Source organism: Bacillus oleivorans, assembly GCF_900207585.1.
GTDB lineage: Bacteria > Bacillota > Bacilli > Bacillales > JC228 > Bacillus_BF > Bacillus_BF oleivorans.
Genome location: NZ_OAOP01000005.1, coordinates 205,001 through 228,515, shown reverse-complemented (window position 1 = coordinate 228,515; position 23,515 = coordinate 205,001). Strand labels below are relative to the sequence as shown.

At 39.8% G+C, this 23,515-nt stretch carries 23 protein-coding genes and 3 other annotated features; of the genes, 1 reads left to right on the top strand and 22 read right to left on the bottom strand.

Features of this window, described 5'->3' with window-relative positions; translation table 11 throughout:
* Positions 1-24: 24 nt before the first annotated feature.
* The 6 genes from CRO56_RS12970 to CRO56_RS12940 form a co-directional block, all read right to left on the bottom strand.
* Complete coding sequence (locus tag CRO56_RS12970) at positions 25-2,382, bottom strand: endonuclease MutS2 (protein ID WP_097159036.1); 2,358 nt, start codon at positions 2,380-2,382, stop codon at positions 25-27.
* Positions 2,383-2,410: 28 nt separating this feature from the next.
* Positions 2,411-4,126, bottom strand: a complete 1,716-nt coding sequence (gene polX / locus CRO56_RS12965; RefSeq protein ID WP_097159035.1) for a DNA polymerase/3'-5' exonuclease PolX — start codon at positions 4,124-4,126, stop codon at positions 2,411-2,413.
* A gap of 248 nt (positions 4,127-4,374) precedes the next feature.
* Positions 4,375-4,917: a CvpA family protein gene (locus CRO56_RS12960; protein WP_097159034.1), complete on the bottom strand. Its 543-nt coding sequence runs from the start codon at positions 4,915-4,917 to the stop codon at positions 4,375-4,377.
* Between the two features lie 336 nt (positions 4,918-5,253).
* Entirely contained in the window at positions 5,254-7,671 is a 2,418-nt protein-coding gene (pheT, locus tag CRO56_RS12955; RefSeq protein ID WP_097159033.1) for a phenylalanine--tRNA ligase subunit beta, read from the bottom strand.
* 15 nt (positions 7,672-7,686) lie between these two features.
* Positions 7,687-8,727 (bottom strand): phenylalanine--tRNA ligase subunit alpha, encoded by a 1,041-nt coding sequence (gene pheS, locus CRO56_RS12950; RefSeq protein WP_097159032.1) that lies wholly within the window; start codon positions 8,725-8,727, stop codon positions 7,687-7,689.
* A 167-nt stretch (positions 8,728-8,894) separates the two neighbouring features.
* Positions 8,895-9,132: a binding site (T-box leader), on the bottom strand.
* 128 nt (positions 9,133-9,260) lie between these two features.
* Positions 9,261-10,025: a TrmH family RNA methyltransferase gene (locus CRO56_RS12940; RefSeq protein ID WP_179714275.1), complete on the bottom strand. Its 765-nt coding sequence runs from the start codon at positions 10,023-10,025 to the stop codon at positions 9,261-9,263.
* 114 nt (positions 10,026-10,139) lie between these two features.
* Between CRO56_RS12940 and sspI the strand changes: the two genes are divergently transcribed.
* Positions 10,140-10,349, top strand: a complete 210-nt coding sequence (gene sspI, locus CRO56_RS12935; RefSeq protein WP_097159030.1) for a small acid-soluble spore protein SspI — start codon at positions 10,140-10,142, stop codon at positions 10,347-10,349.
* A 318-nt stretch (positions 10,350-10,667) separates the two neighbouring features.
* Here sspI and CRO56_RS12930 read toward each other — a convergent pair whose 3' ends face one another.
* The 16 genes from CRO56_RS12930 to speD form a co-directional block, all read right to left on the bottom strand.
* A complete protein-coding gene (locus tag CRO56_RS12930) occupies positions 10,668-11,753 on the bottom strand; it encodes a M42 family metallopeptidase (protein ID WP_097159029.1) in 1,086 nt (361 codons plus the stop codon).
* A 68-nt stretch (positions 11,754-11,821) separates the two neighbouring features.
* Positions 11,822-12,322 (bottom strand): dUTP diphosphatase, encoded by a 501-nt coding sequence (locus CRO56_RS12925; protein WP_097159028.1) that lies wholly within the window; start codon positions 12,320-12,322, stop codon positions 11,822-11,824.
* A 100-nt stretch (positions 12,323-12,422) separates the two neighbouring features.
* On the bottom strand, positions 12,423-13,004 hold the full coding sequence (locus CRO56_RS12920) for a TVP38/TMEM64 family protein (RefSeq protein ID WP_097159027.1): 582 nt from the start codon (positions 13,002-13,004) through the stop codon (positions 12,423-12,425).
* 91 nt (positions 13,005-13,095) lie between these two features.
* Entirely contained in the window at positions 13,096-13,377 is a 282-nt protein-coding gene (locus CRO56_RS12915; protein WP_097159026.1) for a DUF1294 domain-containing protein, read from the bottom strand.
* Positions 13,378-13,439: 62 nt separating this feature from the next.
* Positions 13,440-13,604 carry a hypothetical protein gene (locus tag CRO56_RS22915; RefSeq protein ID WP_179714274.1) on the bottom strand — a complete coding sequence of 55 codons (165 nt, stop codon included), beginning with the start codon at positions 13,602-13,604 and terminating at the stop codon, positions 13,440-13,442.
* Between the two features lie 145 nt (positions 13,605-13,749).
* Positions 13,750-14,109, bottom strand: a complete 360-nt coding sequence (rplT, locus tag CRO56_RS12910; RefSeq protein WP_097159025.1) for a 50S ribosomal protein L20 — start codon at positions 14,107-14,109, stop codon at positions 13,750-13,752.
* A gap of 27 nt (positions 14,110-14,136) precedes the next feature.
* A complete protein-coding gene (gene rpmI, locus CRO56_RS12905) occupies positions 14,137-14,334 on the bottom strand; it encodes a 50S ribosomal protein L35 (RefSeq protein ID WP_097159024.1) in 198 nt (65 codons plus the stop codon).
* A 21-nt stretch (positions 14,335-14,355) separates the two neighbouring features.
* Entirely contained in the window at positions 14,356-14,859 is a 504-nt protein-coding gene (gene infC, locus CRO56_RS12900) for a translation initiation factor IF-3 (RefSeq protein ID WP_097159023.1), read from the bottom strand.
* A 100-nt stretch (positions 14,860-14,959) separates the two neighbouring features.
* Positions 14,960-15,091 (bottom strand) — a sequence feature (ribosomal protein L20 leader region).
* A 120-nt stretch (positions 15,092-15,211) separates the two neighbouring features.
* Entirely contained in the window at positions 15,212-15,568 is a 357-nt protein-coding gene (locus CRO56_RS12895) for a hypothetical protein (RefSeq protein ID WP_097159022.1), read from the bottom strand.
* Positions 15,569-15,725: 157 nt separating this feature from the next.
* On the bottom strand, positions 15,726-17,657 hold the full coding sequence (thrS, locus tag CRO56_RS12890; RefSeq protein ID WP_097159021.1) for a threonine--tRNA ligase: 1,932 nt from the start codon (positions 17,655-17,657) through the stop codon (positions 15,726-15,728).
* 245 nt (positions 17,658-17,902) lie between these two features.
* Positions 17,903-18,134, bottom strand: a binding site (T-box leader).
* An 87-nt stretch (positions 18,135-18,221) separates the two neighbouring features.
* Positions 18,222-19,073 carry a putative sporulation protein YtxC gene (ytxC, locus tag CRO56_RS12885; protein WP_179714273.1) on the bottom strand — a complete coding sequence of 284 codons (852 nt, stop codon included), beginning with the start codon at positions 19,071-19,073 and terminating at the stop codon, positions 18,222-18,224.
* 120 nt (positions 19,074-19,193) lie between these two features.
* A complete protein-coding gene (gene dnaI, locus CRO56_RS12880) occupies positions 19,194-20,126 on the bottom strand; it encodes a primosomal protein DnaI (RefSeq protein WP_097159019.1) in 933 nt (310 codons plus the stop codon).
* Positions 20,127-20,141: 15 nt separating this feature from the next.
* Complete coding sequence (locus CRO56_RS12875) at positions 20,142-21,521, bottom strand: replication initiation and membrane attachment family protein (RefSeq protein WP_179714272.1); 1,380 nt, start codon at positions 21,519-21,521, stop codon at positions 20,142-20,144.
* A gap of 77 nt (positions 21,522-21,598) precedes the next feature.
* Positions 21,599-22,063: a transcriptional regulator NrdR gene (nrdR, locus tag CRO56_RS12870; protein ID WP_097159178.1), complete on the bottom strand. Its 465-nt coding sequence runs from the start codon at positions 22,061-22,063 to the stop codon at positions 21,599-21,601.
* 88 nt (positions 22,064-22,151) lie between these two features.
* The gene (locus tag CRO56_RS12865; RefSeq protein WP_097159017.1) at positions 22,152-22,541 is read right to left on the bottom strand and encodes a hypothetical protein; all 390 of its coding nucleotides are present in this window, start codon (positions 22,539-22,541) and stop codon (positions 22,152-22,154) included.
* 477 nt (positions 22,542-23,018) lie between these two features.
* The gene (speD, locus tag CRO56_RS12860; RefSeq protein ID WP_097159016.1) at positions 23,019-23,399 is read right to left on the bottom strand and encodes an adenosylmethionine decarboxylase; all 381 of its coding nucleotides are present in this window, start codon (positions 23,397-23,399) and stop codon (positions 23,019-23,021) included.
* Positions 23,400-23,515: the final 116 nt, after the last annotated feature.

Here is a 23,515-nt window from a genome sequence, read left to right as displayed (position 1 = left end):
TTAATAATCTCCCCCGCTTAAATCTTATTTTAACTGAACCACAGTTACCCCTGAACCGCCTTCACCTGCTTCCCCATATCTATATGATTTAACAGATCGATGATTTTTTAAATAATTTTGTACTCCCTGTCTTAACGCTCCTGTTCCTTTTCCATGTATGATTGAGACTCGCGGATAACCAGCCAGCAGAGCATCGTCAATATACTTTTCGACCCGGAGCAAAGCATCTTCATATCTCTCTCCCCGTAAATCTAATTCAAGGTTAACATGATAATCTTTTCCTTTTACAGTAGCTATCGGTTTTGTTTCAACAGGTTTCGGAGTATGGAGCCATTCGAGATCACTTTCATCTACCTTCATTTTCAAGATTCCAATTTGAACCTGCCACTCATGGTCATTTAGTTTTTCAACCAGTGCCCCTTTTTGACCAAGGCTGATAACCTTTACCTCATCCCCAGGCAAGAAACTATGTTTTTTAGCTGCAGTTTTTTTCTTTGCTGTCCTTTTGACCTCAGGAGCTGCATCTTCAAGTCTCTTTCTTGCTTCAATTAATTCATGCTCCTTTACCTCTGCATTTTTCTCAAGCCGGAGCTTTCGAAGCTCTTGGATAATCGTTTCTGCCTTTTCTTTAGCTTCTTCAATAATTTGGTTTGCCTTTTCTTTTGCTTTTTCTGTTAGCTCATCTTTTTTCTGATAGTATTCAGCCATTTGCTTTTGCAAATCATTATGAATGTTCTCAGCATCCCGTAATATTTCTCTGACTTCCACCCAAGCGTTCTCAGCCTGCTTTCGGTTTGCTTCTAATGAGGCAATCATCGAATCTACCTCTTGTCGGTCTTCACTCATTAATGACCTGGCCCTCTCAATGATATTGTCCTGCAAGCCTAATCTTTTCGAGATTTCAAACGCATTGCTTCGTCCAGGAATGCCAATCAGCAGCTTATAGGTTGGCCGTAATGATTCAACATCAAATTCAACTGAAGCATTGGCAACCCCTTCGCGATTATAGCCATATGCTTTTAATTCAGGATAGTGAGTAGTAGCAACAACTCTTGACCCGCGATTATACACTTCGTCCAATATAGAAATGGCTAATGCTGCCCCTTCTTGCGGATCCGTTCCAGCCCCAAGCTCATCGAATAAAACAAGACTATGTCCATCCGCTTTTTTCAAAATATCAACGATATTCACCATATGAGAAGAAAAAGTACTTAAATTTTGCTCAATCGACTGTTCGTCGCCGATATCGGCATAAACTGCATCAAAAACGGCTACCTCTGACCCTTCCAGGGCTGGGACATAGAGTCCGGCTTGAGCCATTAAAACGGTTAAGCCAATTGTTTTGAGAGTGACCGTTTTACCGCCCGTATTAGGTCCTGTAATCACAATAGTCGTAAACTCATCCCCGAGCCAAATATCATTTTCCACGATTTCATCGGCCGATATAAGGGGATGCCTCGCACGTTTCAATGAAATTCTTCCTTGATCATTTATAGCTGGTTTAGTTCCCCGATAGGTTTTACTAAAGCGTGCCTTTGCAAAATAAAAATCTAACTCGGTTAAGGCAGCCACTGTAAGTCTTAACCCTTCTGCTTCCGCACCGACTTCATTAGATAACGCGATTAAAATTCTTTCGATTTCCTGGTGCTCTTTAACCTTAAGTCCTTGCAGATCATTGTTGAGCTCGACCACTACCTGCGGTTCAATAAACAATGTTTGCCCTGATGAAGATTGATCGTGAACAATCCCGCCATAATGACTGCGATACTCCTGCTTTACTGGAATAACATAACGGTCATTACGGATCGTTACAATCGCATCGGACAACATTTTCTGTGCATTTGATGAGCGGATAATCGAATCTAGTCTTTCCCTTATTCTCGTTTCCTTTGAACGGATTTGATTACGAATCGAACGTAATGTATCACTTGCGTGGTCTAGTACATAGCCCTGTTCATCGATGGAATTGGTAATTTCCTTTTCAAGCCAGAGTAAGTCTGAAATTCGTTCCATTTCTTCTTCTAGGATCGGCAGATTGATATTTTCTTCCTCGATGACTTCTGTAATAAACTTTTTCATTTGCCTGCTAGCTTTTATTGTGCTTGCGACCTCTACCAATTCAGAAGCTGAAACAACCGAACCGATTTCAGCCCGCTTTACAGAGCCACGAATATCAAAGACCCCATCTAATGGGACATGTCCTTTTAACCGTAATACCGTAAAAGCCTCATCTGTTTCCTCCAAACCTCTTTTTACTATTGTAAAATCTGAGGAAGGGACTAAATCATTTAATTTATTTCTGCCTAACGCCGAGGAGGCGTAAGTAATCAATTTTTCCTTTATCTTTAAAAACTCTAATGTTTTCAATACTTTAGGGTTCAAATCTTTACCTCCCTTGAATTCCGTTCCTTTATCTCTTTGTTTTTAAAAAATTTAGCAACACTTCTTTATTCATGGCGTTGAGGCAATCCTCCTGTTTGAGCCAGCCTTTTCGGGCTGCTGCAACACCAATTTCCATAAACGATAAGGATTCTTTATAATGAGCATCTGTATTAATACAAATTTTTACCCCCGCTTGCTGTGCCTTTCGAACAAACTCATAATTTAAGTCAAGCCTATTTGGATTTGCATTTAATTCAAGAGCTGTATTTGTCTCGCTTGCCAGCTCTATCAATTGCTCAATATTGATCTCATAGCCTGTTCGTTTCCCGATTTTTCGCCCTGTTGGGTGGGCTATCAGATCCACATGCAAATTGTTTAATGCAGCCTTTAATCTTTCCATGATTTTGCTCTTTGGCTGCTGAAAGCCGGAATGAATCGAAGCAATTACAAAATCAAGCTCCTCAAGCACATCATTCTCAAAATCAAGTGACCCATCAGGTAAAATGTCCATTTCAATTCCTGTTAAGATAAGTATTTCAGGATATTTCTCCCGAAGCTTATGAATCTCTTCTTTTTGTCGCAAGACCCTGTCCTTAGTCAGACCATTTGCTACTTTTAAAAATTGGGAATGGTCCGTAATTGCCATGTATTGATAGCCTTTATCTATACAGGCCTGAACCATTTCCTCCAAGGTATGGGCGCCATCGCTCCAGGTCGTATGCATATGAAGGTCACCCTTTATATCGTTTTCATTTATAAATGGATATTCCATTTGAAAAATCTCAATTTCTTGTCCATTTATACGAACTTCAGGTGGCAAGTATGGTAAGCCAAAATGTTTATAAAAGGCTTCTTCACTAGCAAATGTATGGATTTTCCCAGTCTCCAAATCCTCAACGCCGTACTCACTAATTTTTTCGTGGCGCTCTTTTGCAATTTGCCTCATCCGTACATTGTGTTCCTTTGAGCCAGTAAAATGATGAAGAGCAGTAGCAAATTCAGCTTTAGAAACGAGGCGAAAATCGATCGATAATCCAAAATCGCCATCAACTATAACCGATACCTTCGTATCTCCTTTTGCTACAATTCTTTTAATCCCTTTCATCTCTAGCAGCTTTTCCTTTACAGTAGCTGGTGAAGAGGTCGCAATCACAAAATCTAAATCTTTCACGGTCTCTTCTGCTCTACGCAAACTTCCCGCTTTAGAAAATTGATCGATTTCCGGGATGGACGCCAGATAGGATTCTATATAATCAACTATAGGCAATACAGCTGCGATTGGTAAACGTTCAGGCTGTGTCCCTAATTCTTGGATCGATTGAAGTAATTTTTCTTCTGTTTTTTTGCCAAACCCTGAAAGGTCGGCCACCTTTCCGCGTTCACAAGCGTCTTTTAGCTCGTCTGCATTTGTTATATGGAGTTCTTGATAAAGCCTTGCAATCTTTTTTCCGCCTAAGCCTTGCAGCTGGAGAAGTGGTATAAGTCCAGACGGAACCTTTTCTCTTAACTCATTCAAAAGTTTAGATTCACCGAGTTCAATGTATTCTTCTATGACACTAGCCGTCCCTTTGCCAATCCCAGGGATGGTTGTGTAATCTTCTAATTCCCCGACACTTCTTTCATCCCGCTCAAGCGCATTAGCAGCCTTCCGAAAAGCAGATACTTTAAAGGAGTTTTCTCCCATCAATTCCATATAGGTTGCCACTGTTTCTAACAAACGGACGATTTCTTTTTTGTGAACCATCTATATCAACACCTTTAATTCACACTTTTACTACATACACCAGTTTAAACTTTACCATGATTACGTCTTAGAGTTCAAAAGGTTCCTTTTCCAGTAAAGAAAACTTGGTTAGCGCCAAGCCTATAGACTCAGGCGATTGCCTAGTTGCCCTTATCCTTTCTCCTAAAAATTTTAACTGTGTCGAATTTGCCTCATTGCTAAAATTTTATAATAAAAGTGTAAAAAAACTTCTCCGCTAAAGGAGAAGTTTAGACATCCATATATTGAAACCATAGATCTTGAATTTGACTTGAAAAAATCGGAGTGTTAGTCACTATGGTTTTGGCCATAAATGAAGATCCGAGCGGGCCCTGAATAAATTCAACCGGAAGTAAAGCCCCAATGTATAACACAATAAATACCATTAAGTAAACTTCTAAAAATCCGAGGGCTCCGCCTGCCCATACATTTAATTGTTTCATAACCGGCAGATGTGCGACAAAATCAAGCATCGAACCTATGATTTGCAATAGAATTTTTGAAATAAAAAAGATAATAGCAAATGAAATGGCATTATAATAGGCCGCATCTAAATTCATAGATTCAAATAACATGGTAAAGGATTCACTGTCTCCCAGTGTCGGATAAGGAATCCAAAGCTTTAGTTTGGGAGCTAAATCATCATAGTAAACATATGCTAAAATAAAGGACAGGATAAAGCCAACCATATGAATGGCCTGTAAAATAAAACCTCTTTTAAGTCCTACGATTAACCCCACAACTAAAAGAAGTAAAATAATCAGATCGAGCATAGCTTCTCCTTTCTTATTTCCGAAATCTTTCCGGAAACAATGATTAAAGGTTCACTCTATCTTACCATGAAATAAAATTACTTGGAAAGTCCAAAAGCAGAAGTGCCCGTTTAGAAGACGTACGGACTTTACTTTCGCCGCAGTTAGATAGGAAACACGACGACGGTAGCGGAGTCGATGTTGACTTATCGACCGGAGGTGAGGGAAGTACGTTAGTCTCTGGGCTCTGGAGCTAGATGGTGACAAACTTTTATTACTTAAATGTATATGGGGAAGTCATATTTACCTTTACAATTATAAAAAGGAAGCCCGTTTAAATCAGGCTCCCTTTCATTTTCAGGCACCTCTTAAGGTTGCCCCGAATTGCTGCTGGACTGCTTCCAGTACTTTTTCGTGTGCCGCTGTTACTTCCTCATCTGTTAATGTTTTTTCTGGGTCGACATATTTAAGAGAGAAGGCAATTGATTTTTTTCCGCTTTCCATATGTTCCCCTTCATAAACATCAAAAATAGAAACTTCTTTTAAAAGCTTCCCGCCGGCTGAGGTAATGGCCTTTTTAATATCACCAGCAAGAACGTTGGAATCTACAATTAGCGCAATGTCACGCGTTATGGAAGGGAAACGCGGAATTGGCTGATACTGAAGCTCTTTCGTTTCCGCTCCGAACAATTTAGATAAATCCATTTCAAATACATACGTATCTTTTAAGTCATGCTCTTTTTGAACAGCTGGATGAAGCTGACCGACAAACCCTAAAACCGTTCCATTTAATAAAACTTGTGCTGTACGGCCAGGGTGCATTCCTTCAAGCTGAACCGGACTATACTCAATTACTTGAGTCAGATCCAGATTTTCAAATAAGGCATCCAAAACGCCTTTGGCTACATAAAAATCAACGGCTTTCTTCTCTCCTTGCCAAGGGTTGGATACCCACTCTCCTGTTAGAGCCCCTGCTAAATGTTCTTTTTCCTCAGGTAAAACATCCATTCCATTAGAAAGAAATACTGATCCAATTTCGTACACAGCTACGCTCTCATTTTGACGCGCCTGATTAAACTGAAGAATATCAATTAATCCAGGCATAAGGCTTAAGCGCAAATGGCTCCGTTCTTCACTCATCGGCATAGATAAGGCGATTGGTTCTCTTATTTCTAACGCGTATTTTTGTGCCTTTTCTTGAGCTGTTAGAGAATAAGTAAGAACTTGATAAAGACCGGCAGATTCCAAAATTTGACGGGTTACCCGGCGCTTTCTTTGGTAGGAAGTAAGTGCTCCTGGATTGAATTCTCCAACTGGAAGAGTATATGGAAGATTGTTATATCCATAAAGACGGCCTATTTCCTCGATTATATCTTCCGGAATTGTTAAATCTCCTCTTCTCGTAGGAGCTGTTACCACTAACCGATCTGCTTTTAGTTCATGAGGAATTTTTAAACGGTCTAAAAGACGGCTCATCTCTTCCTTTGAAAGGCCAGTTCCTAATACACGATTCACTTTTTCATATGGCACTTCAATGACCTTTGGTTCAGCTTTTAAAGTATTAACCTCTACTGAGCCAGCCACCACTTCTCCGCCGCCTAGCTCTGCCATAAGCTCTGCTGCCCGTTCTGCTGCCAAGCGGACTCGTTCAGGGTCGACACCCTTTTCAAACCGGCTGCTTGCTTCACTGCGGAGACCTAAATCCTTTGAACCTTTTCTAACCGTAAGGGGATTAAAGAGTGCTGCTTCAAGAATAACTGTTGTTGTATCGCTCCTGACTTCTGAATTAGCTCCGCCCATCACTCCCGCAACAGCAACAGGCTCTTTGCCATTTGTAATAACGAGGTGATCGGCAGTTAAGGTTCTTTCCGTATCATCTAATGTGACTATTTTTTCGTCCTGTTTCGCTCTTCTTACAACAATCTCCTTAGAACCGAAACGGCCATAGTCAAACGCATGTAAAGGCGTACCGTATTCTAACAAAATATAGTTCGTAATATCGACAATATTGTTATGCGGTCTGATCCCTGCTGCCATTAGGCGTGTCTGTAGCCATAATGGAGAAGCGCCAATTTTTATATTTTTTACGACCTTGGCTATATATAACGGGTTATCTTCTGGTACTTCTACGTGAACATCAATGTACTCGGATGCTGTTTTTTCTTGGCTGACAGCCTGAACATTCGGGAGTTTTACATCTTTTTCTAAAATCGCAGCTACTTCATAAGCAACCCCTAACATCGATAAACAGTCGGAACGGTTTGGCGTCAGACCAAGCTCTAAAATATGATCATTCAGATTGAGAAGAGCAATGGCATCCTGGCCTAATTCTACATCCTCAGGGAACACATAAATGCCTTCAGCATATTCTTTAGCTATAATCTTGGATTCATAACCTAATTCTTGCAAGGAACAAATCATGCCATTGGATTCTTCACCGCGCAGTTTTGCTTTTTTAATTTTAAAATTACCCGGCAATACAGCTTCAACTTTTGCAACCGCCACTTTTTGTCCTTTTGCAACGTTTTTAGCCCCGCAAATAATTTGAACAGGTTCCGCTTCTCCAATATCAACGAGACATTTATTTAATTTATCTGCATTCGGATGTTGTTCACATTCCATCACATAGCCAACAACTACCCCTTTAATCCCATCACTGACAGGTTCTACAGATTCAACTTCAATTCCGGTTCTCGTAATTTTTTCAGCTAATTCATCTGGGGTTGTACCTGATAAATCCACATATTCTTGCAACCAGTTATAAGAAACTAACATAGTATTATATCCTCCTTATTCTTCATGAACGGCAAACTGTTTCAGCAAACGGATATCATTGGTATAGAAATGACGAATGTCTTCAATTCCGTATTTCAGCATCGCAATTCTTTCTGGTCCCATACCAAAAGCAAAGCCTGTATATTCATTAGAGTCATATCCGGCCATTTCCAGCACGTTGGGATGAACCATCCCGGCTCCTAAGATTTCAATCCAGCCTGTTCCTTTACAAACGTTACAGCCTGAACCGCCGCACATTTTACAGGAAATATCCATTTCAACAGACGGCTCAGTGAATGGGAAAAAGCTGGGACGGAGACGGATTTCTCTTTCCTCACCGAAGATTTTCTTCGCAAATACATTAAGTGTTCCTTTTAAGTCACTTAAACGAATATTGCGGTCGATGACTAATCCTTCAATTTGGGTAAATTGATGAGAATGAGTCGCATCGTCAGAATCACGGCGATAAACTTTACCAGGACAAATAATTTTAACTGGTCCTTTGCCCTGATTCTTTTCCATCGTACGAGCCTGTACTGGGGATGTATGGGTACGCATGAGAATTTCCTCCGTTATGTAGAAGGAATCCTGCATATCGCGGGCAGGGTGACCTTTTGGAAGATTTAACGCCTCGAAATTATAATAGTCAGTTTCTACTTCTGGGCCTTCTGCGATTTCATATCCCATTGATATAAACAAGTCCTCAATCTCTTCCACGATTTTGGTTAAAGGATGATGGTTTCCAAGCTGAACCGGACGCCCCGGAAGGGTCACATCAATTGTTTCTTTCGCTAATTTTTCGGCAATCGCTTTTTCTTCCAGTTCCCCCTGCTTGGCTTCAATTTCCGCTGTGATCTTTTCTCGGACCACATTGACGAGTGCACCCATTTTAGGTCTTTCTTCAGCTGAAAGCTTTCCCATTCCGCGCAATACTTCGGTAATAGGTCCTTTTTTTCCTAAATAGGCAACACGGACATCATTTAATTCTTTCAGATTTTCAGCGTTTTGGATTTTTTGTAGTGCGTCTTGCTCTAATTCCCTTAATTTTTGTTCCATTTTAAATCCTCCTTTTCAAATAAAGAAAACTTGGCAAATACCAAGCCGAATGGCACAGGTGATTGCCTAGTTGCGCTTATACTTATTTCCTAAAAATTTTAACTGCGTCGAAATACATCGGTGCAAAAATTTTATCCCTATAAGTATAAAAAACGCCTCTCCCAAAAATAAGGGACGAGACGTTCGCGATACCACCCAAATTGACACTCTGTTCAAGAACACAGGTGCCCAGCTTCATTCAGATAACGGCTTTTTAACCGGGGCATCTTTACATGTTTTACATGGTCCCGATGCCAACTCAAGAGGTGAACTTCCTTTGCTAACCCACGAAAATGCTCTCAGTCTTCGACATTTTCTCCCTTTGTGGCTTTCGAACAAAGTACTTTTCTCTGTCATCGTTTTTAGAAATCATAGGATTCATTTTTATTAGCTCATTATAATAAAAAACTTCTTGATTTGCTACCACTTATAGTAAAAAATCGTGAAAATATTAATTTTGTTTTTCATTTTGTCCAAAATCTCTTATTTAAAACTCAAGAATGGGCCATATTCATGAAATGATACAACAAAATTCCGCCCGCAATCGTTACATTCAGGGATTCGCTTTTACCATATATCGGTACGTAAAGATTTTGATTGGCTAGTTCTAAAAGATTCGGATTTACCCCATTTCCTTCATTTCCTAAGATCAGAGCAAACGGATGTCTTGGTTCCACTATATGGAAGGGTTCTGCTCCTTCTAAAGCTGTACCGTAGACCGATACACCTGTTTCCTTGAGCTGTTGAACCCAGTTAAATAAGTTGCCCTTTATAAATGGAATATGAAAGTGACTCCCTTGGGCACTCCTTATGACTTTCGGATTGTAAGGATCTACTGTCCCATCCCCTAAGATAACCGCATCAACCCCTGCAGCATCAGCTGTCCGTATAATCGTTCCTAAATTTCCCGGGTCTTGAATCGCATCTAGCAGCAAAAAGGATTTTGCCTGTTTCGGAACCTCGTGGTCTTCTTTTTTACAAATAGCGAAAATGCCCTGATTCGTTTCGGTATCTGAAATCGCATTTGCCACTTCGGTTGATACCTGGTAAATCTCCATACTCGAAGGAACCCACTCAGGAACAGCTACATCTTCCCTGACAATCACGGTCGTGATGAGAGCAGGGTTTTGACTAGCCTCTTCCACCAAATGGAAACCTTCCATTATGTATTGATTAGCAGTATCTCGCCCTTTTTTTTGCAGGAGCTTCTTCCATTCCTTCACTTTTTCATTTTGAACCGACTGAATCGATTTCAACATCGATCTCTCCTTTTATTCACTTCTTTTTCGAATTATACAGGAATTGATACACATAGAAAACATTTGCTTGAGGCATTCTATTTATAGCGATATGAATTTTTAAGGAGGATTACTATGAATTTGAACCTTCGTGCAGCAATTTTGCATAATGTTTCCGACAATGATCAAAGTCAGCTAGAAGATACGATTGTAGATGCGATTCAAAGTGGAGAAGAAAAAATGCTCCCTGGTTTAGGCGTTCTTTTTGAAGTGATTTGGAAAAATTCTTCTGAGGATGAGAAAAAGGAAATGTTAGAGACATTAGAAAAAGGTGTAAAAGGCTAAAAAACCGGGCGAACTTGCCCGGTTTTTAGTTTGTGCTTAGGAAAGTGACCTTTAATGACTTTTTCTGTTTTTGCTTGGACGAATTCGTCTTTTAGAACCGTGCTTAACGACATTTTCCTCCTTTGTTGCCCCAGTTCGTCCTTTAGGGTCCCGCTTATGAACTTTTCCCGCTCTTATTTATCCGATTTTGTCCTTAATAAACCAGTTTTTTAAAATTAACCAGACAAGATCGCCATCGCAAGAATCCATTTTTATAGTCTCTCTCCCATTGAAAAAGGGTTAAACTGACAGGCAGTCTAACCCTCGAAATAAATATTTTTATTCAAATGTAATCCGGTTCACTGTTTCACGGTCTAACCGCTTGATTACCTCTGTAATTAACTTCACAGCATTTTCGTAATCATCGCGGTGAAGGATCGCGGCGTGAGAGTGAATGTATCTCGTTGCGATCGTAATCGAAAGACTTGGAACCCCATTAGCCGTTAAGTGGATCGCCCCAGAGTCCGTTCCTCCGCCTGGTACAGAGTCAAATTGATATGGAATGTTTAATTCGTCTGCAATACCAGTTACAAAGTCACGAAGACCTTTGTGAGAAACCATAGACGCATCATATAAAATAATTTGCGGACCTTCACCCAGTTTACTTAAAGCCTCTTTTTCTGTAACACCTGGAGTGTCCCCAGCAATGCCAACATCCACACCAAAGCCTATATCAGGCTCGATTTGCGCGGCAGATGTCCGTGCTCCGCGCAAGCCAACTTCCTCTTGGATCGTTCCGACACCGTATACAATGTTTGGATGGCTGACCCCTTTTAATCCTTTTAAAACATCAATGGCTATGGCACAGCCAATTCGGTTGTCCCATGCTTTGGCCAATAACATTTTTTCGTTATTCATGACAGTAAAATCGAAGTACGGCACTACCATATCGCCAGGTTTGACGCCCCACTCTAACACTTGTTCTCTGCTGGAAGCCCCGATATCAATAAACATATCCTTAATTTCAATCGGCTTTTTCCGAGCCTCTGCTGATAAAATATGAGGCGGTTTCGAGCCGATTACCCCTGTAATGTCACCTTTGCTAGTAACAATCGTCACCCGCTGTGAGAGCATGACTTGAGACCACCAGCCGCCCACTGTTTGGAACCGAATGAACCCTTTATCATCGATTTTGGTCACCATAAAACCTATTTCGTCTAAATGTCCGGCAACCATAATTTTGGGACCATTTGCGTCCCCAACCTTTTTCGCAATTAAGCTTCCTAAACCGTCTGTCGTGATTTCGTTCGCATACGGCTCTATGTATTTTTTCATAACTTCCCGAGGTTCTCTTTCATTCCCTGGGATTCCTTTTGCATCAGTTAATTCCTTTAGCATCGTAAGTGTTTCATCTAATTTAGCCATTACACAGCCTCCCATTTATTAGTCCCTTACTCATTATACAAAACGATTTCCATAATTGTAAAAATTACTTAGTAATTAGATTCTTGGCGCTGATAATTTACCTTATTCTTAGCAAAGTACGCTTCTTCAACCTCTATTAAGGAAAAGTCTAAGAAGGAGGCAAGCTGCAGATATGTATAAAACAACTTCAAATAAGCTTCTCTTGTTGGGTTATGGAAAAAAGCAAGTGCTTCCTCATTCACCTTAATAAAATGTGAAGTCAAATTTAGGTTTTTCGGCTCTTCCTTTACTTTTTCCAATTCGCTCTCAATTGAATCCAACTTTTTTTCAATACCCAGCGAAAGCAGAAAGTGAATTCCGTCCACGTATTCTTCCAGCAGTATCTCTTTTTTAGAAGGTCCTTTTTGGCTCCAGAATTTAAAGCATCTCGTTTCATTGGCAAGTTCTGCAACCTCTACTACAAAAGCAAAAACTTTTCTTTCAAACAAATCCTCATCCTGTAGATTATTTTTTGTTTCAATTGTATGATCCAGTTCACGCTGCATTTGAAATAAACGTTTTATATCCAACCTAGATTCTCCTTCCCCGTACAGATGAACTTATTATATCAAACCAAAACAAACTTTTATCAAAAAAAAAGAGACCTCCATGGGAGATCTAAATCCATCATTACTGACCTTCTGAAGCCTTAGGAAAAAATTCTTTCCATTTTAGGACAACCACTTTTTCGCGAAGAATATAGAACAGCACAGACAAAGCTGCCAATATTATAATCACGATTGTCGGTGTAAATCCGCTGATAAATTCCCCAAATACCGTGTAGAAAAAAGCGAGTGGCAGGTTAGTCCAAAAAGCTCCGATTACATATTTCCCAAAACTACGGGCTCGTTCGATCATCATGACATTTAATAGCTGATAATGAACAAAAGGAATTAAGCGGAGGATGGTAATCTGCCCCATCGTCAGTCTTGAATGAGGACCAAACCACTTTTTCTTTATATTCATCAGCTTTTCGTACGTTTTAGGAAGTTTTTCAATAACCATATAAAACAGCAAACATGAAATCATAAGGCCAACGATGGAAAACAAAGTTCCAAAGGTAGTGCCAAACAAAATACCGCCTGCCATACATACGACAGGAACGGGAATAAAGAAAAATTGCCTTAATACATGAAATAAAACAAAAGCGATAGGAGCCAGCATGCCTCCTGTTTCAATAATCGTAAACAACAAAGACATGGCATTTTCCAAGTCATCACCCGCTTTCGCTGTATATTCTTGATGATTAGTACATGGGGTTATTACATCTTATACAGCGAGACTTGTCTCTATGACAAGGATTCTATTCATTTAAATATTGTCCTAAGATATAGAGAATCGAAATCTGTGTAAGAATCATTGCCGGAATCCCCCAGATAAAAGCGGAATGCTTTGTTTTATGGCGATAAAATTTCATCCCTATGTATATTCCAACTGACCCGCCGATTAAGGCGATCTGCAATAAGAATTTTTCAGAAACGCGAGATTTTTGTTTTATCGCTCTTTTTTTATCAAACCCCATTACGAAAAAACCCCAAAGGTTTATAAGCAGCAGGTAAATAAAAATAATTTTATAGATCATCATCGGTTTAGCTCCTTCCAATGAGTGTCATTCAATATTACCAAATTTTTCGGACATGAGTTCCGTTATTTGTGACAAATGAGGCGTTTTTCAAAAATATAGGACATAGGATCCGTTATCCGAGCAAAATCATACGAGTTTCGGGTGATTTCCGTTAAATAACGGATCGTATGTCCGATTGCATCTTCAACCAGGCATTTTTTTAGAAATAACGGATCGTATGTCCTCATTGGCAGCCACCTTGATTATTTTCGGACAAGCGTTCCGCTGTTTGGGTCATTTTTGATAGATTACGAACGAGCGCCTTGACCATTCCCGAACTGACTTTAGAACGAACAAAAGCCATCCTTTACAGTAAGGATGGCTTTATAATCATTATTTTTGAAGCTGAGCTTTCGCTGCATTTGCTAATTCTGTGAATGCTTTTTCATCAGTCACAGCAAGGTCAGCTAGCATTTTACGGTTTACTTCGATACCTGATAATTTTAGACCGTGCATTAAACGGCTGTAAGAAAGTCCGTTTAAGCGCGCAGCCGCATTAATACGGGCAATCCAAAGCTTACGGAAGTCGCGTTTCTTTTGACGACGATCACGATAAGCATAGTTATATGACTTCATAACCTGTTGGTTTGCTACTTTATATAAAGTGTGTTTAGATCCGAAATAACCTTTAGCTAATTTTATTACTTTTTTACGACGTTTACGTGTAACTGTTCCGCCTTTTACGCGTGGCATATTAGTCCCTCCTAATCAAGCATTTTCTTATAGGTTGTCAAGCATTTGACGAATACGTTTGAAATCACCTTTAGATACTAAAGTACCTTTACGAAGTTTACGCTTTTGCTTTTGTGTTTTATTCGCGAACATATGGCTTCTGTATGCATGAGAACGTTTCAACTTTCCAGAACCGGTTTTTTTGAAACGCTTAGCTGAGCCACGGTGAGTTTTCATTTTAGGCATAGAAAAATCCTCCTTAGTCCATTACTTCTCGTTTTTCGGTGCAAGTACTAAAAACATTTGGCGTCCGTCCATTTTTGGTGCGGATTCAACGGTTGCCACCTCGGAGCAGCTTTGCGCAAAACGATCTAGTACTTTATGTCCGATTTCTTTATGAGTAATTGCTCTTCCCTTAAAGCGAATAGAGGCTTTTACCTTATCGCCTTTTTCCAGGAATTTAATCGCATTGCGGAGCTTCGTATTAAAGTCATGCTCGTCAATCGTAGGACTTAACCGAACCTCTTTTACATTAATAATCTTTTGCTTTTTGCGGGCTTCCTTTTCTTTCTTCTGCTGCTCAAAACGGTATTTACCAAAATCCATAATCCGAGCAACAGGCGGTTTGGCATTAGGTGCAACTAATACCAAATCTAAATTACGACGGGCCGCAATTTCTAAAGCCTCTACACGGGATTTAATCCCAAGCTGATCGCCATTGGCATCAATTAATCGAACCTCACGAGCGCGAATACCCTCGTTTACGATCATGTCTCCTTTGCTAATAAGAGCCACCTCCAAAAAAATTCGAATACAACGTTTGAATTTGTTTTAACGTAAGTGTCAGCAGCTAGGTCATATTAGAAATTTAAACAAACAAAAATGGCCGAGCGCATAATACGCCCCGCCATCTATCATTCTCATAATGAAAACTAATTCCTTTAACCTGCCAACAGCACTAGCGTCAATCAGGTGAGAAGCGGGGATGCTTCTGCTTCACATAAACAAACTGTATTCAATTAACCTAATCAAGGTTATCATACATCTGACATCTTGTCAAATATATACCCGTTGTGGCACGAAGAATACTATACCAATTCTGCTCACTAATTGCAACATTTTTTTACCTTATTGCAGAAAAATGCTTCATCGCACTTCTTTCAATCATTTCCGAGAAAATCGGCTGAAAGGTATGATCCACATTTACATAAACCACATAAATCCCTTTATTCCCTAAATTACTTGCCCATGCAACTACCTGAACAAAGCCATTGTCTCCAGAGTTAATCACTAGCTGGTTCAGTTCAAAGTTTCGTTTGTTTAAGAACTTCATTAATTTTTTATCCTCTGTAATCGTCTTATTTAGGTCCTTTACAGATTTTATGAATAGTTCTTTTGAAATCATGGTCTCAGTTTCAAAGGACTTTTCGTATTCTGCATGGCTATTGTGCAGGCTTAAACTAGCTAATTTTCTCCACATATTTCATAGGACCCCTTTCCGACAGATTACTGAATTTTCCGAATTAAAATTTTATACTCATTTATTTTTATTCTTTAAAGCGTTGTCACTGCGCTATCCTAAAATTAATAGATGGAAGAAAGAGGCAACCTTAACCCTGCAGCTGCCTCCATTTTTCCTAGCGATTTACCTCTTCCTGCAGTTTCCCGATAAATTCTTTAAAAGCTACAGTTTCCGACTTTTGCTCACCGTATTTTCTAACGTTAACAGCTTCCTCTTGGACTTCTTGATCACCAACAACAAGCATATATGGGATTTTTTGAATCTGTGCTTCTCTGATTTTATACCCCATCTTTTCGTCGCGATTATCAAGCTCAACCCGGAAGCCTTCTGCTTTAAGCGCGTCTTTTACCTGGCGGGCATATTCGAAATGAACATCTGGAGAAACTGGGATAACAACCGCCTGAACGGGTGCTAACCAAGTAGGGAAGGCCCCTTTATACTCTTCAATTAAGAAAGCAACAAACCGTTCCATTGTGGACACAACGCCGCGGTGAATAACAACCGGACGGTGTGGCTTGCCATCTTCCCCTACATAAGTAAGGTCAAATCTCTCTGGTAGCAAGAAATCAAGCTGAACTGTTGATAATGTTTCATCCTTGCCAAGAGCTGTACGAACCTGAACGTCTAGCTTAGGTCCATAGAATGCAGCTTCACCTTCTGCTTCAAAATACTCTAAACCAAGATCATCCATTGCTTCTTTTAACATAGACTGTGCTTTATTCCACATTGCATCATCATCAAAATACTTCTCTTTGTCCTGTGGATCACGATAGGATAAGCGGAATGAATAGTCTTCAATGCCAAAGTCCTTGTATACTTCTAAGATCAAGTTTACAACGCGTTTGAACTCATCTTTTATCTGATCAGGACGGACAAATACGTGTGCATCGTTTAATGTCATTCCCCGAACACGCTGAAGTCCAGTTAAGGCGCCAGACATTTCATACCGGTGCATCATTCCAAGTTCAGCAATCCGGATCGGCAGCTCACGATAGCTATGAATACTGTTTTTGTAGACCATCATATGGTGCGGACAGTTCATTGGACGAAGAACCAGGTCTTCATTATCCATTTCCATAATTGGATACATATCTTCTTGATAGTGATCCCAGTGTCCGCTTGTTTTATAAAGCTCAACGCTTGCTAATACAGGAGTATATACATGGTCATAGCCGAGCTTAATTTCCTTATCGACAATGTAGCGCTCAATTGTACGGCGGATCGTTGCACCTTTAGGCAGCCATAATGGCAGTCCCTGACCGACCTTTTGCGAGATTGTAAACAGTTCTAACTCTTTTCCAATCTTTCTGTGATCGCGTTCTTTCGCTTCTTCTAGTAAGCGGAGGTGCTCAGCCAAATCTTCTTTAGTAAAGAAGGCTGTTCCATAAATCCGCTGCAGCATTTTATTTTTACTGTCTCCGCGCCAGTAAGCTCCAGAGATGCTTAATAGCTTAAATTCTTTAATTTTTCCTGTTGATGGAACGTGAACGCCACGGCAAAGGTCAAAAAATTCACCCTGCTCATATATCGATACTGTTTCATTTTCTGGAATAGCATTCAGCAGCTCTAATTTATAAGGATCGTTAATCGCAGCAAATCTTTCTTTTGCTTCTTCTCTTGATACTTCAAGCCTTACAATCTCAAGATTTTCACCAATAATTTTACTCATTTCCTTTTCAATCGCCGGCAGATCTTCTGGTGTTAAGGAAACATCAAGATCTATATCGTAATAGAAGCCATTTTCAATAACAGGACCTACGCCCAATTTAACATCCGGAAACAGACGTTTAATAGCTTGAGCCATTAAATGAGCTGTAGAGTGTCTCATTATTTCTAAGGCCTCTTGACTGCCTTGTGTTACGATTTCTATACTCGCATCTTTATGAATTGGCGTGCGCAAATCAATTGGCGCGCCATTTACAATACCCGCGATGGCTTTCTTTTTTAATCCTGGACTGATAGATGCTGCGATATCTTCTGTCGTCGTTCCTTTTGGAAACTCCTTTACCGCACCATCCGGAAACGTAATTTTTACTACATCAGCCATCTGATTCAACTCCTTCTGCATTTTTAAGGGCTCTGTTAATCGCCCGGTTGATTTCCGCTGCAGGCGCTTAAGCTTTAAGCGGGCGGTCCGGAAGCCTCCTCGGCGCTTTAGCGCCTGCTTAGGTCTCTCTTGACTCGCTTTTCTAAGCAGGAGTCAAGCACCTTCCTTTCCAATCAACTTAGTGCCAAATCAACCACAGTCTTTAAACATAGCCTTTTTTTTAAAATAAAAAAAGCCCGCCCCTAAAAAGGGACGAGCTGTATACCCGTGTTTCCACCCTAGTTGCTTATTGAAATTCATTCAACAAGCCACTCTTCTACAGATATCGGTGTAAAAACCGTTAGCTATTACTGCAATATGGTTCACAGCTAATGCTCAGAGGCGGTAAGTCAAGCTTACTTGATAGGAAGGTTTCACCAAATCCTTCCCTCTCTGGGAACAAATACAACTTGCTCATGTCCTCGTCATAGCGTTTTAAAATGTTAAGTTCAAGTATATGAATGTATTATATGAATTCCCGCTTTAAAAAGTCAAGGACTCTTTTTAAAAAGTTTGTAAATTTATTTAATACTTCACCTGTTCTTGAAAAGGATAAGACTCGAGCGGGAATACAGTTAACTTTTCCTCAAAAATATTTTTTAATGTCACCACCATTCCCTGGTCCATATTGTCAGTAAAGACATACACCTCTTCTGGTGCAATCGATATAAGCGGTGCGATTGTGACTGAATCCACATAGATAGGATGATTGGTTACCAATTTACGGTCAATAATTTTAGCTAATTCGGATCTCTTTAACGGTATTCCGCCTTCAATAAAAAATTGAAATCCATCTTGATCGACTAAAAAGATTTTTTTATATTTTGATTCTCTCCCCTTTAGAAAATCACGGAGCATATGGACAAAAGCTTGGTATTCCTGTTCCATTTTGTATTCATCGATGGCTGCATCCAAATAATTCATTAAATGCTCGAAGTAAGGCTTTAGCCGAAACGTTTCAAACGATTCAAAGTAGAATGAGGGCTGTTCACTTAAAAACTCTTGTAAGATTCTTTCTAACATTTCATTTTCGTCTATGTAGGGCAGAAGCTCGATATCTTCACGTTCACCTTCTAAAATCGAATGAAGGATCTCAAGGATTTGATGCCTTTCCTCAGCTTCATTGTAATAATATTGCTGTTCTAACAGCTTTTCAAACCACTTCTCTTTCTTGAAAGCGATAATAAAACCTTTTAAACTATTCCGCAACAGTTGCAAACATTCCTGATGCACTTCATTAGGATATCGTATAGATATTGTCCTATCATTATGTAAAATTTCTATTCCTTCAATAAAAAGAGAGGAGGACATTGTTTTCGTTAAAAAGCTAAGAAGTTCTTTAGCCTCCTCTGTTTCTTCAAAATGAACCTGGAACATGTTATCCCCCCTGAAAAGCGAAATCCCTGCTTCCATATATATGGGGAGCTTGGCTATTTTAGAAGTAGGGGGCGGGAAGAAAAAAATTTGGCGAAAAAAGAAAAGCACCCAAACGGGTACTTATCCTCTTCTGTTATGGCCGCCAACTGGGATTGGATCAGCAAGGGCTCGAATCCGGTCAATTAAACGGCCAGCTTTTACATCCTCCTGGTCGCCTTTTTGGTTAAACGTAAAATGGTGCTCAAGCTGGATTAGGTCAAAATTAGAGGTAAATAAGGTAGGTAGCTTCTCAAGCATGCGATATTGAAGAATAGTTCCGAATATCTCATCTCTCACCCAGTTTGTTAACGATTCTGCCCCGATATCATCGAGCATTAAAATTTTGGCTGTTTTCACCGAATTTAATTTTTCTTCTAAAGTTGATTCTCCGATTGAATTTTTGAGTTCTCTAATTAATTCAGGCACGTGAACAATATAAGAGGATACTCCTTTTTCGGCTAATTCATTGGCGATTGCTCCGAGCAGATAGGTTTTGCCAACTCCGAACTTCCCATATAAATATAAACCTTTGCAAGATTGATTCTCGAGAAAGGATTGGGTAAAGTTTTTAGCGCTCCTAATTGCTGGCAATCGATCATTTTGATTTAAATCGATGCTTTCAAATTTTGCAGATAATATTTCCTTAGGAACGGAAAAACTTTGCACCAGTTTTTCGCGATTCAATCTGTCCTGTTCGAGTTTCATACGCGGACATTGATCATATAAAATTTCAATATGATCCCCGATAAGCGCAAGTCTCGGATGAAAACCGCCCATCACATTTTTACATTCACGAAGAGATGGACAACCGCTGCAGTTTTTGCTTTGTGTAGAGAATTCATAAAGTGTATTCAAGTTTCGCTCAACCATTTCCATCGTGATCTGACTGGAATGTTCGTTTAGAAAATAACGCACATCAGGATGATTTAGCACATTCTGTTTCATTTGTTCATATCGCTGTTCAAAGGAAGAACCTTTTCCCCATTGTGACAAAGCATTTGTAATCTTTTCCAAAAATTTCACCCCCCGTTATTTTTTGCGAAGCTCTTCTTCTAATCTTTTTCTCTCCAATTCAAAATCGAAGTCTTCAAATATGCTGGCAGAGGTGGCCACTTCATTTCTTCGATTACGTTCTTCCTCAAACCATTCGGGTACAACTTCTTTTCTCCCTGATTTTTTCTGACTCTGATTACGGTAAGGAGATTTGCTCTTCACTTGAACCTTCTGATGTTCTTGCTTCGCAAAAGCAAACGCTTCTTCAACCGTTTTTATATTTTTTCTTGCCCAATGGCCCGCTATCGTTTGTACATAGCTCTTAGTTAAACGCATATCCTGCTTAAGCATAACATTATAAAGCAGGACATTAATAACCCCTGGCTCAAGACCTTGATCAACTATAAGAGACTCTACCAAAGCCAGGTCGGTTTTGGATGGCTCATGCCCATGAGCTAAGTCAGTTAGTAATTGTTTAGGAGATACGCTGGATAGATACCGAATCAGCTTTTCCTCTTTTGTTTCTTTTTTCTCAGGTTTTTGAGGCGGCTTTGGCTGATTAACCCGTTCCACTAGTTCAGGCAAATGCTTGCCCTTTTTCAGCTCATACCAGCTTTTTGCTGCATTTCTTAATTCATCTAAATTAATTTCCTGGTCGTCATCGACTGCCTCTAAAATAATTTTTTGCATATCCAGCGGGCTCAGGCTGTAGACGTAGGCCAGTTTTAACACCGTTTCTTCCACTTTCGGAGTTATACTGTCGATTTTTATAAACGTGTCAGACAGCCCTCCGTAAAAAAGATCGAGCGAAAAGTTTTCCAGCTTAACAATTGGAGCTGTTCCATCAACAATATCCACCCATTGTTCCTGATCATCAAGAGTTTGGACAGGAAATGCTCTTGCCGGAGAGGATGCGAAAACCTCATGAAAGGATCGGGTCATTTCATCAAATGAAGAAGAGTCCACAAATGAATCAATGCGAAAATAGTTTTTTAATCTATTAAAATGATGCTCGCCTAACTTTCTGAATAAAAAATAGCTCAGCATGCTATCCTGGAAAAATGCATGCGGACTAAGTGGAGACTGGAGCTCATATACATAGGACGAACCTTCTGTATGTTTGGAGCGAAAAGTACGCAACAGGCCAATTCCCTCCAATTTTAGCCTAGCCTGGTAAATCTCGCGTAATGGAATGTTTAAAACAGCCATTAAGAAATGGTGATGATTTTGTTTGGAATAAGTACGGTTTTCCTCCAGTTCGCTCCATAAAGTGGTGTAAAGGCTGATAGCTGCGGATCCTATTAGAGGCTGATAGAGAAGAGCTGTTACTTTTTGAAAGTATGGCTGAATGAGTCCAGCTGATTGAATTTGATAAGTGTCACCGGGAACTAATTCGGTCCAATGTCTTGCTTCCATAGATCTCATCCATCCTTTACATAGTGGAGTATATACTCCCTAATTAAAGAGAAAATAGAGCCAATAGCGAGCTGGCTCTATTTGGCTTTCTCCTTGTTGATTAAATCTTTAAGTTCATCTAAAAATACATTTATATCCTTAAACTGACGATACACAGATGCAAAGCGAACATACGAAACTTCGTCCACCTTTGCAAGCTTGTCCATTACCATTTCGCCAATATCCACACTTTGGACTTCAGAAGCGCTCTGATTCCTTAATTCAATCTCGACTTCGTTAGCAATCGTTTCGAGCTGCTGCAAAGAAACAGGTCTTTTTTCACATGCTTTAATAAGACCGCGAAGCACCTTTTCCCGGCTAAACTCTTCACGTGTCCCCTCTTTTTTTACAACAATTAACGGGGATTCTTCAACCCGCTCAAACGTTGTAAAGCGATGCCCACAATTTTCACATTCTCTTCTTCTTCTCGTAGCACGTCCTTCATCAACAGGACGCGAATCTAATACTCTCGTTCCTAGCATCTGACAAGATGGGCATTTCATAACGTTCAACTCCATCCATAAATCTCTTATTATTGTATAAAATTCACAATACTTCTTTCAAGAACTCTAAAGCGAATGGATGAATATTCTAGCTCTTTTTACCTATATAAGGGAGGAGACGATCAAGTTCCTGGTAATAACCGTTAATTAATTGTTTTAATGTTGGATACATTCCTGCAATCGAAGATTTGTCGGTAGATATCATAAAATCAACGGCAGTTTGAAATGGTCTTGGCGACACAACCGTAATGACTAAGAGCGAATCAGGCTTACTTAGCTTAATTCCGATTTCCCCATGCTCCTTTGAAACCGATTCAACCGTAAAATCTCTCCTGCCTTTTGCCCATTCCTCAACTGTTTGGAACACTTTATCAAATCCAGCTTTATAGTAATGACTTTGTAATTGTTCATCCGGATGATCATCTCTCGTTTCACATTGTTTTTGATAACGAATGATGAGTGATCTCATTACCCCCATAGGACGCCTCCACATTGTTTTCTTTTATTGTAAACGACCTAGAAAAAATAGCCAAGTGGTAAGAAAGCGCTTTTCTTGGTTGAGTAGCACAGTAGGGAGGCAATGGGAATCAAAATAATAGTGTTCAATTTTTTATTTCTTGTAGCAAACGTGGCGGGTTGGTCCTAAGCGGACACTGGTTCCGTTATTTGTCGCAAAAACGATGATTTCTGAAATTAAAGGACACTGGTTCCGTTATGCTGGTGAATTTCGGCATTTTTTTGACGATTTTGGTTCAATAACGGATCCTATGTCTGTTTGCTTCACTGGAATAGCTTATTTTATTGATATAACGGATCCTATGTCCGTTTCGAAACAGTATTTGTTTGAAGATGCGAATTGTACACCCTTGTTCAATAAGATTCAACATGATTGCTTAAAGAAGAGCTAAAACGAAAAAAGAGGAGACCATATTGTCCCCTCTCCGGTTTCCATTTTTTAAAGAGCTTTCACTTTAGATTGTTTCACTTGAACTGGGCCCATGCCACGAGGAAGCTCAATTGTTTCTCTCGTTTGAGCGCCTAGACTCTCTGCGATATAATCAGCGGCAATGTTTGGATCTAAATCGCCACAAGTATAAACGTCAATGCTTGCATAACCATGTTCTGGGAAGCTGTGGATTGTTAGATGAGATTCAGAAATGATTACTACCCCACTAACACCTTGAGGTGCAAATTTATGAAAAGCAACTTCACGAACCTCTGCACCAGATTTAAGTGCAGCATCAACAAATGTTTTTTCAATTTGTACTAAGTCATTTAATTTGTCAAAATCGCAACCCCAAAGTTCTGAGATTACATGTCGACCCATTGTTTCCATTACCGTTCCCCCTTTACAAAAATTACATCCACTGACGTTCGATAACTACCACGGGGGAAAGTTAGTCCTGAGAGGTCCTAACCCTTTAAGTAATCATGTCCACGTCAATTTCAAGT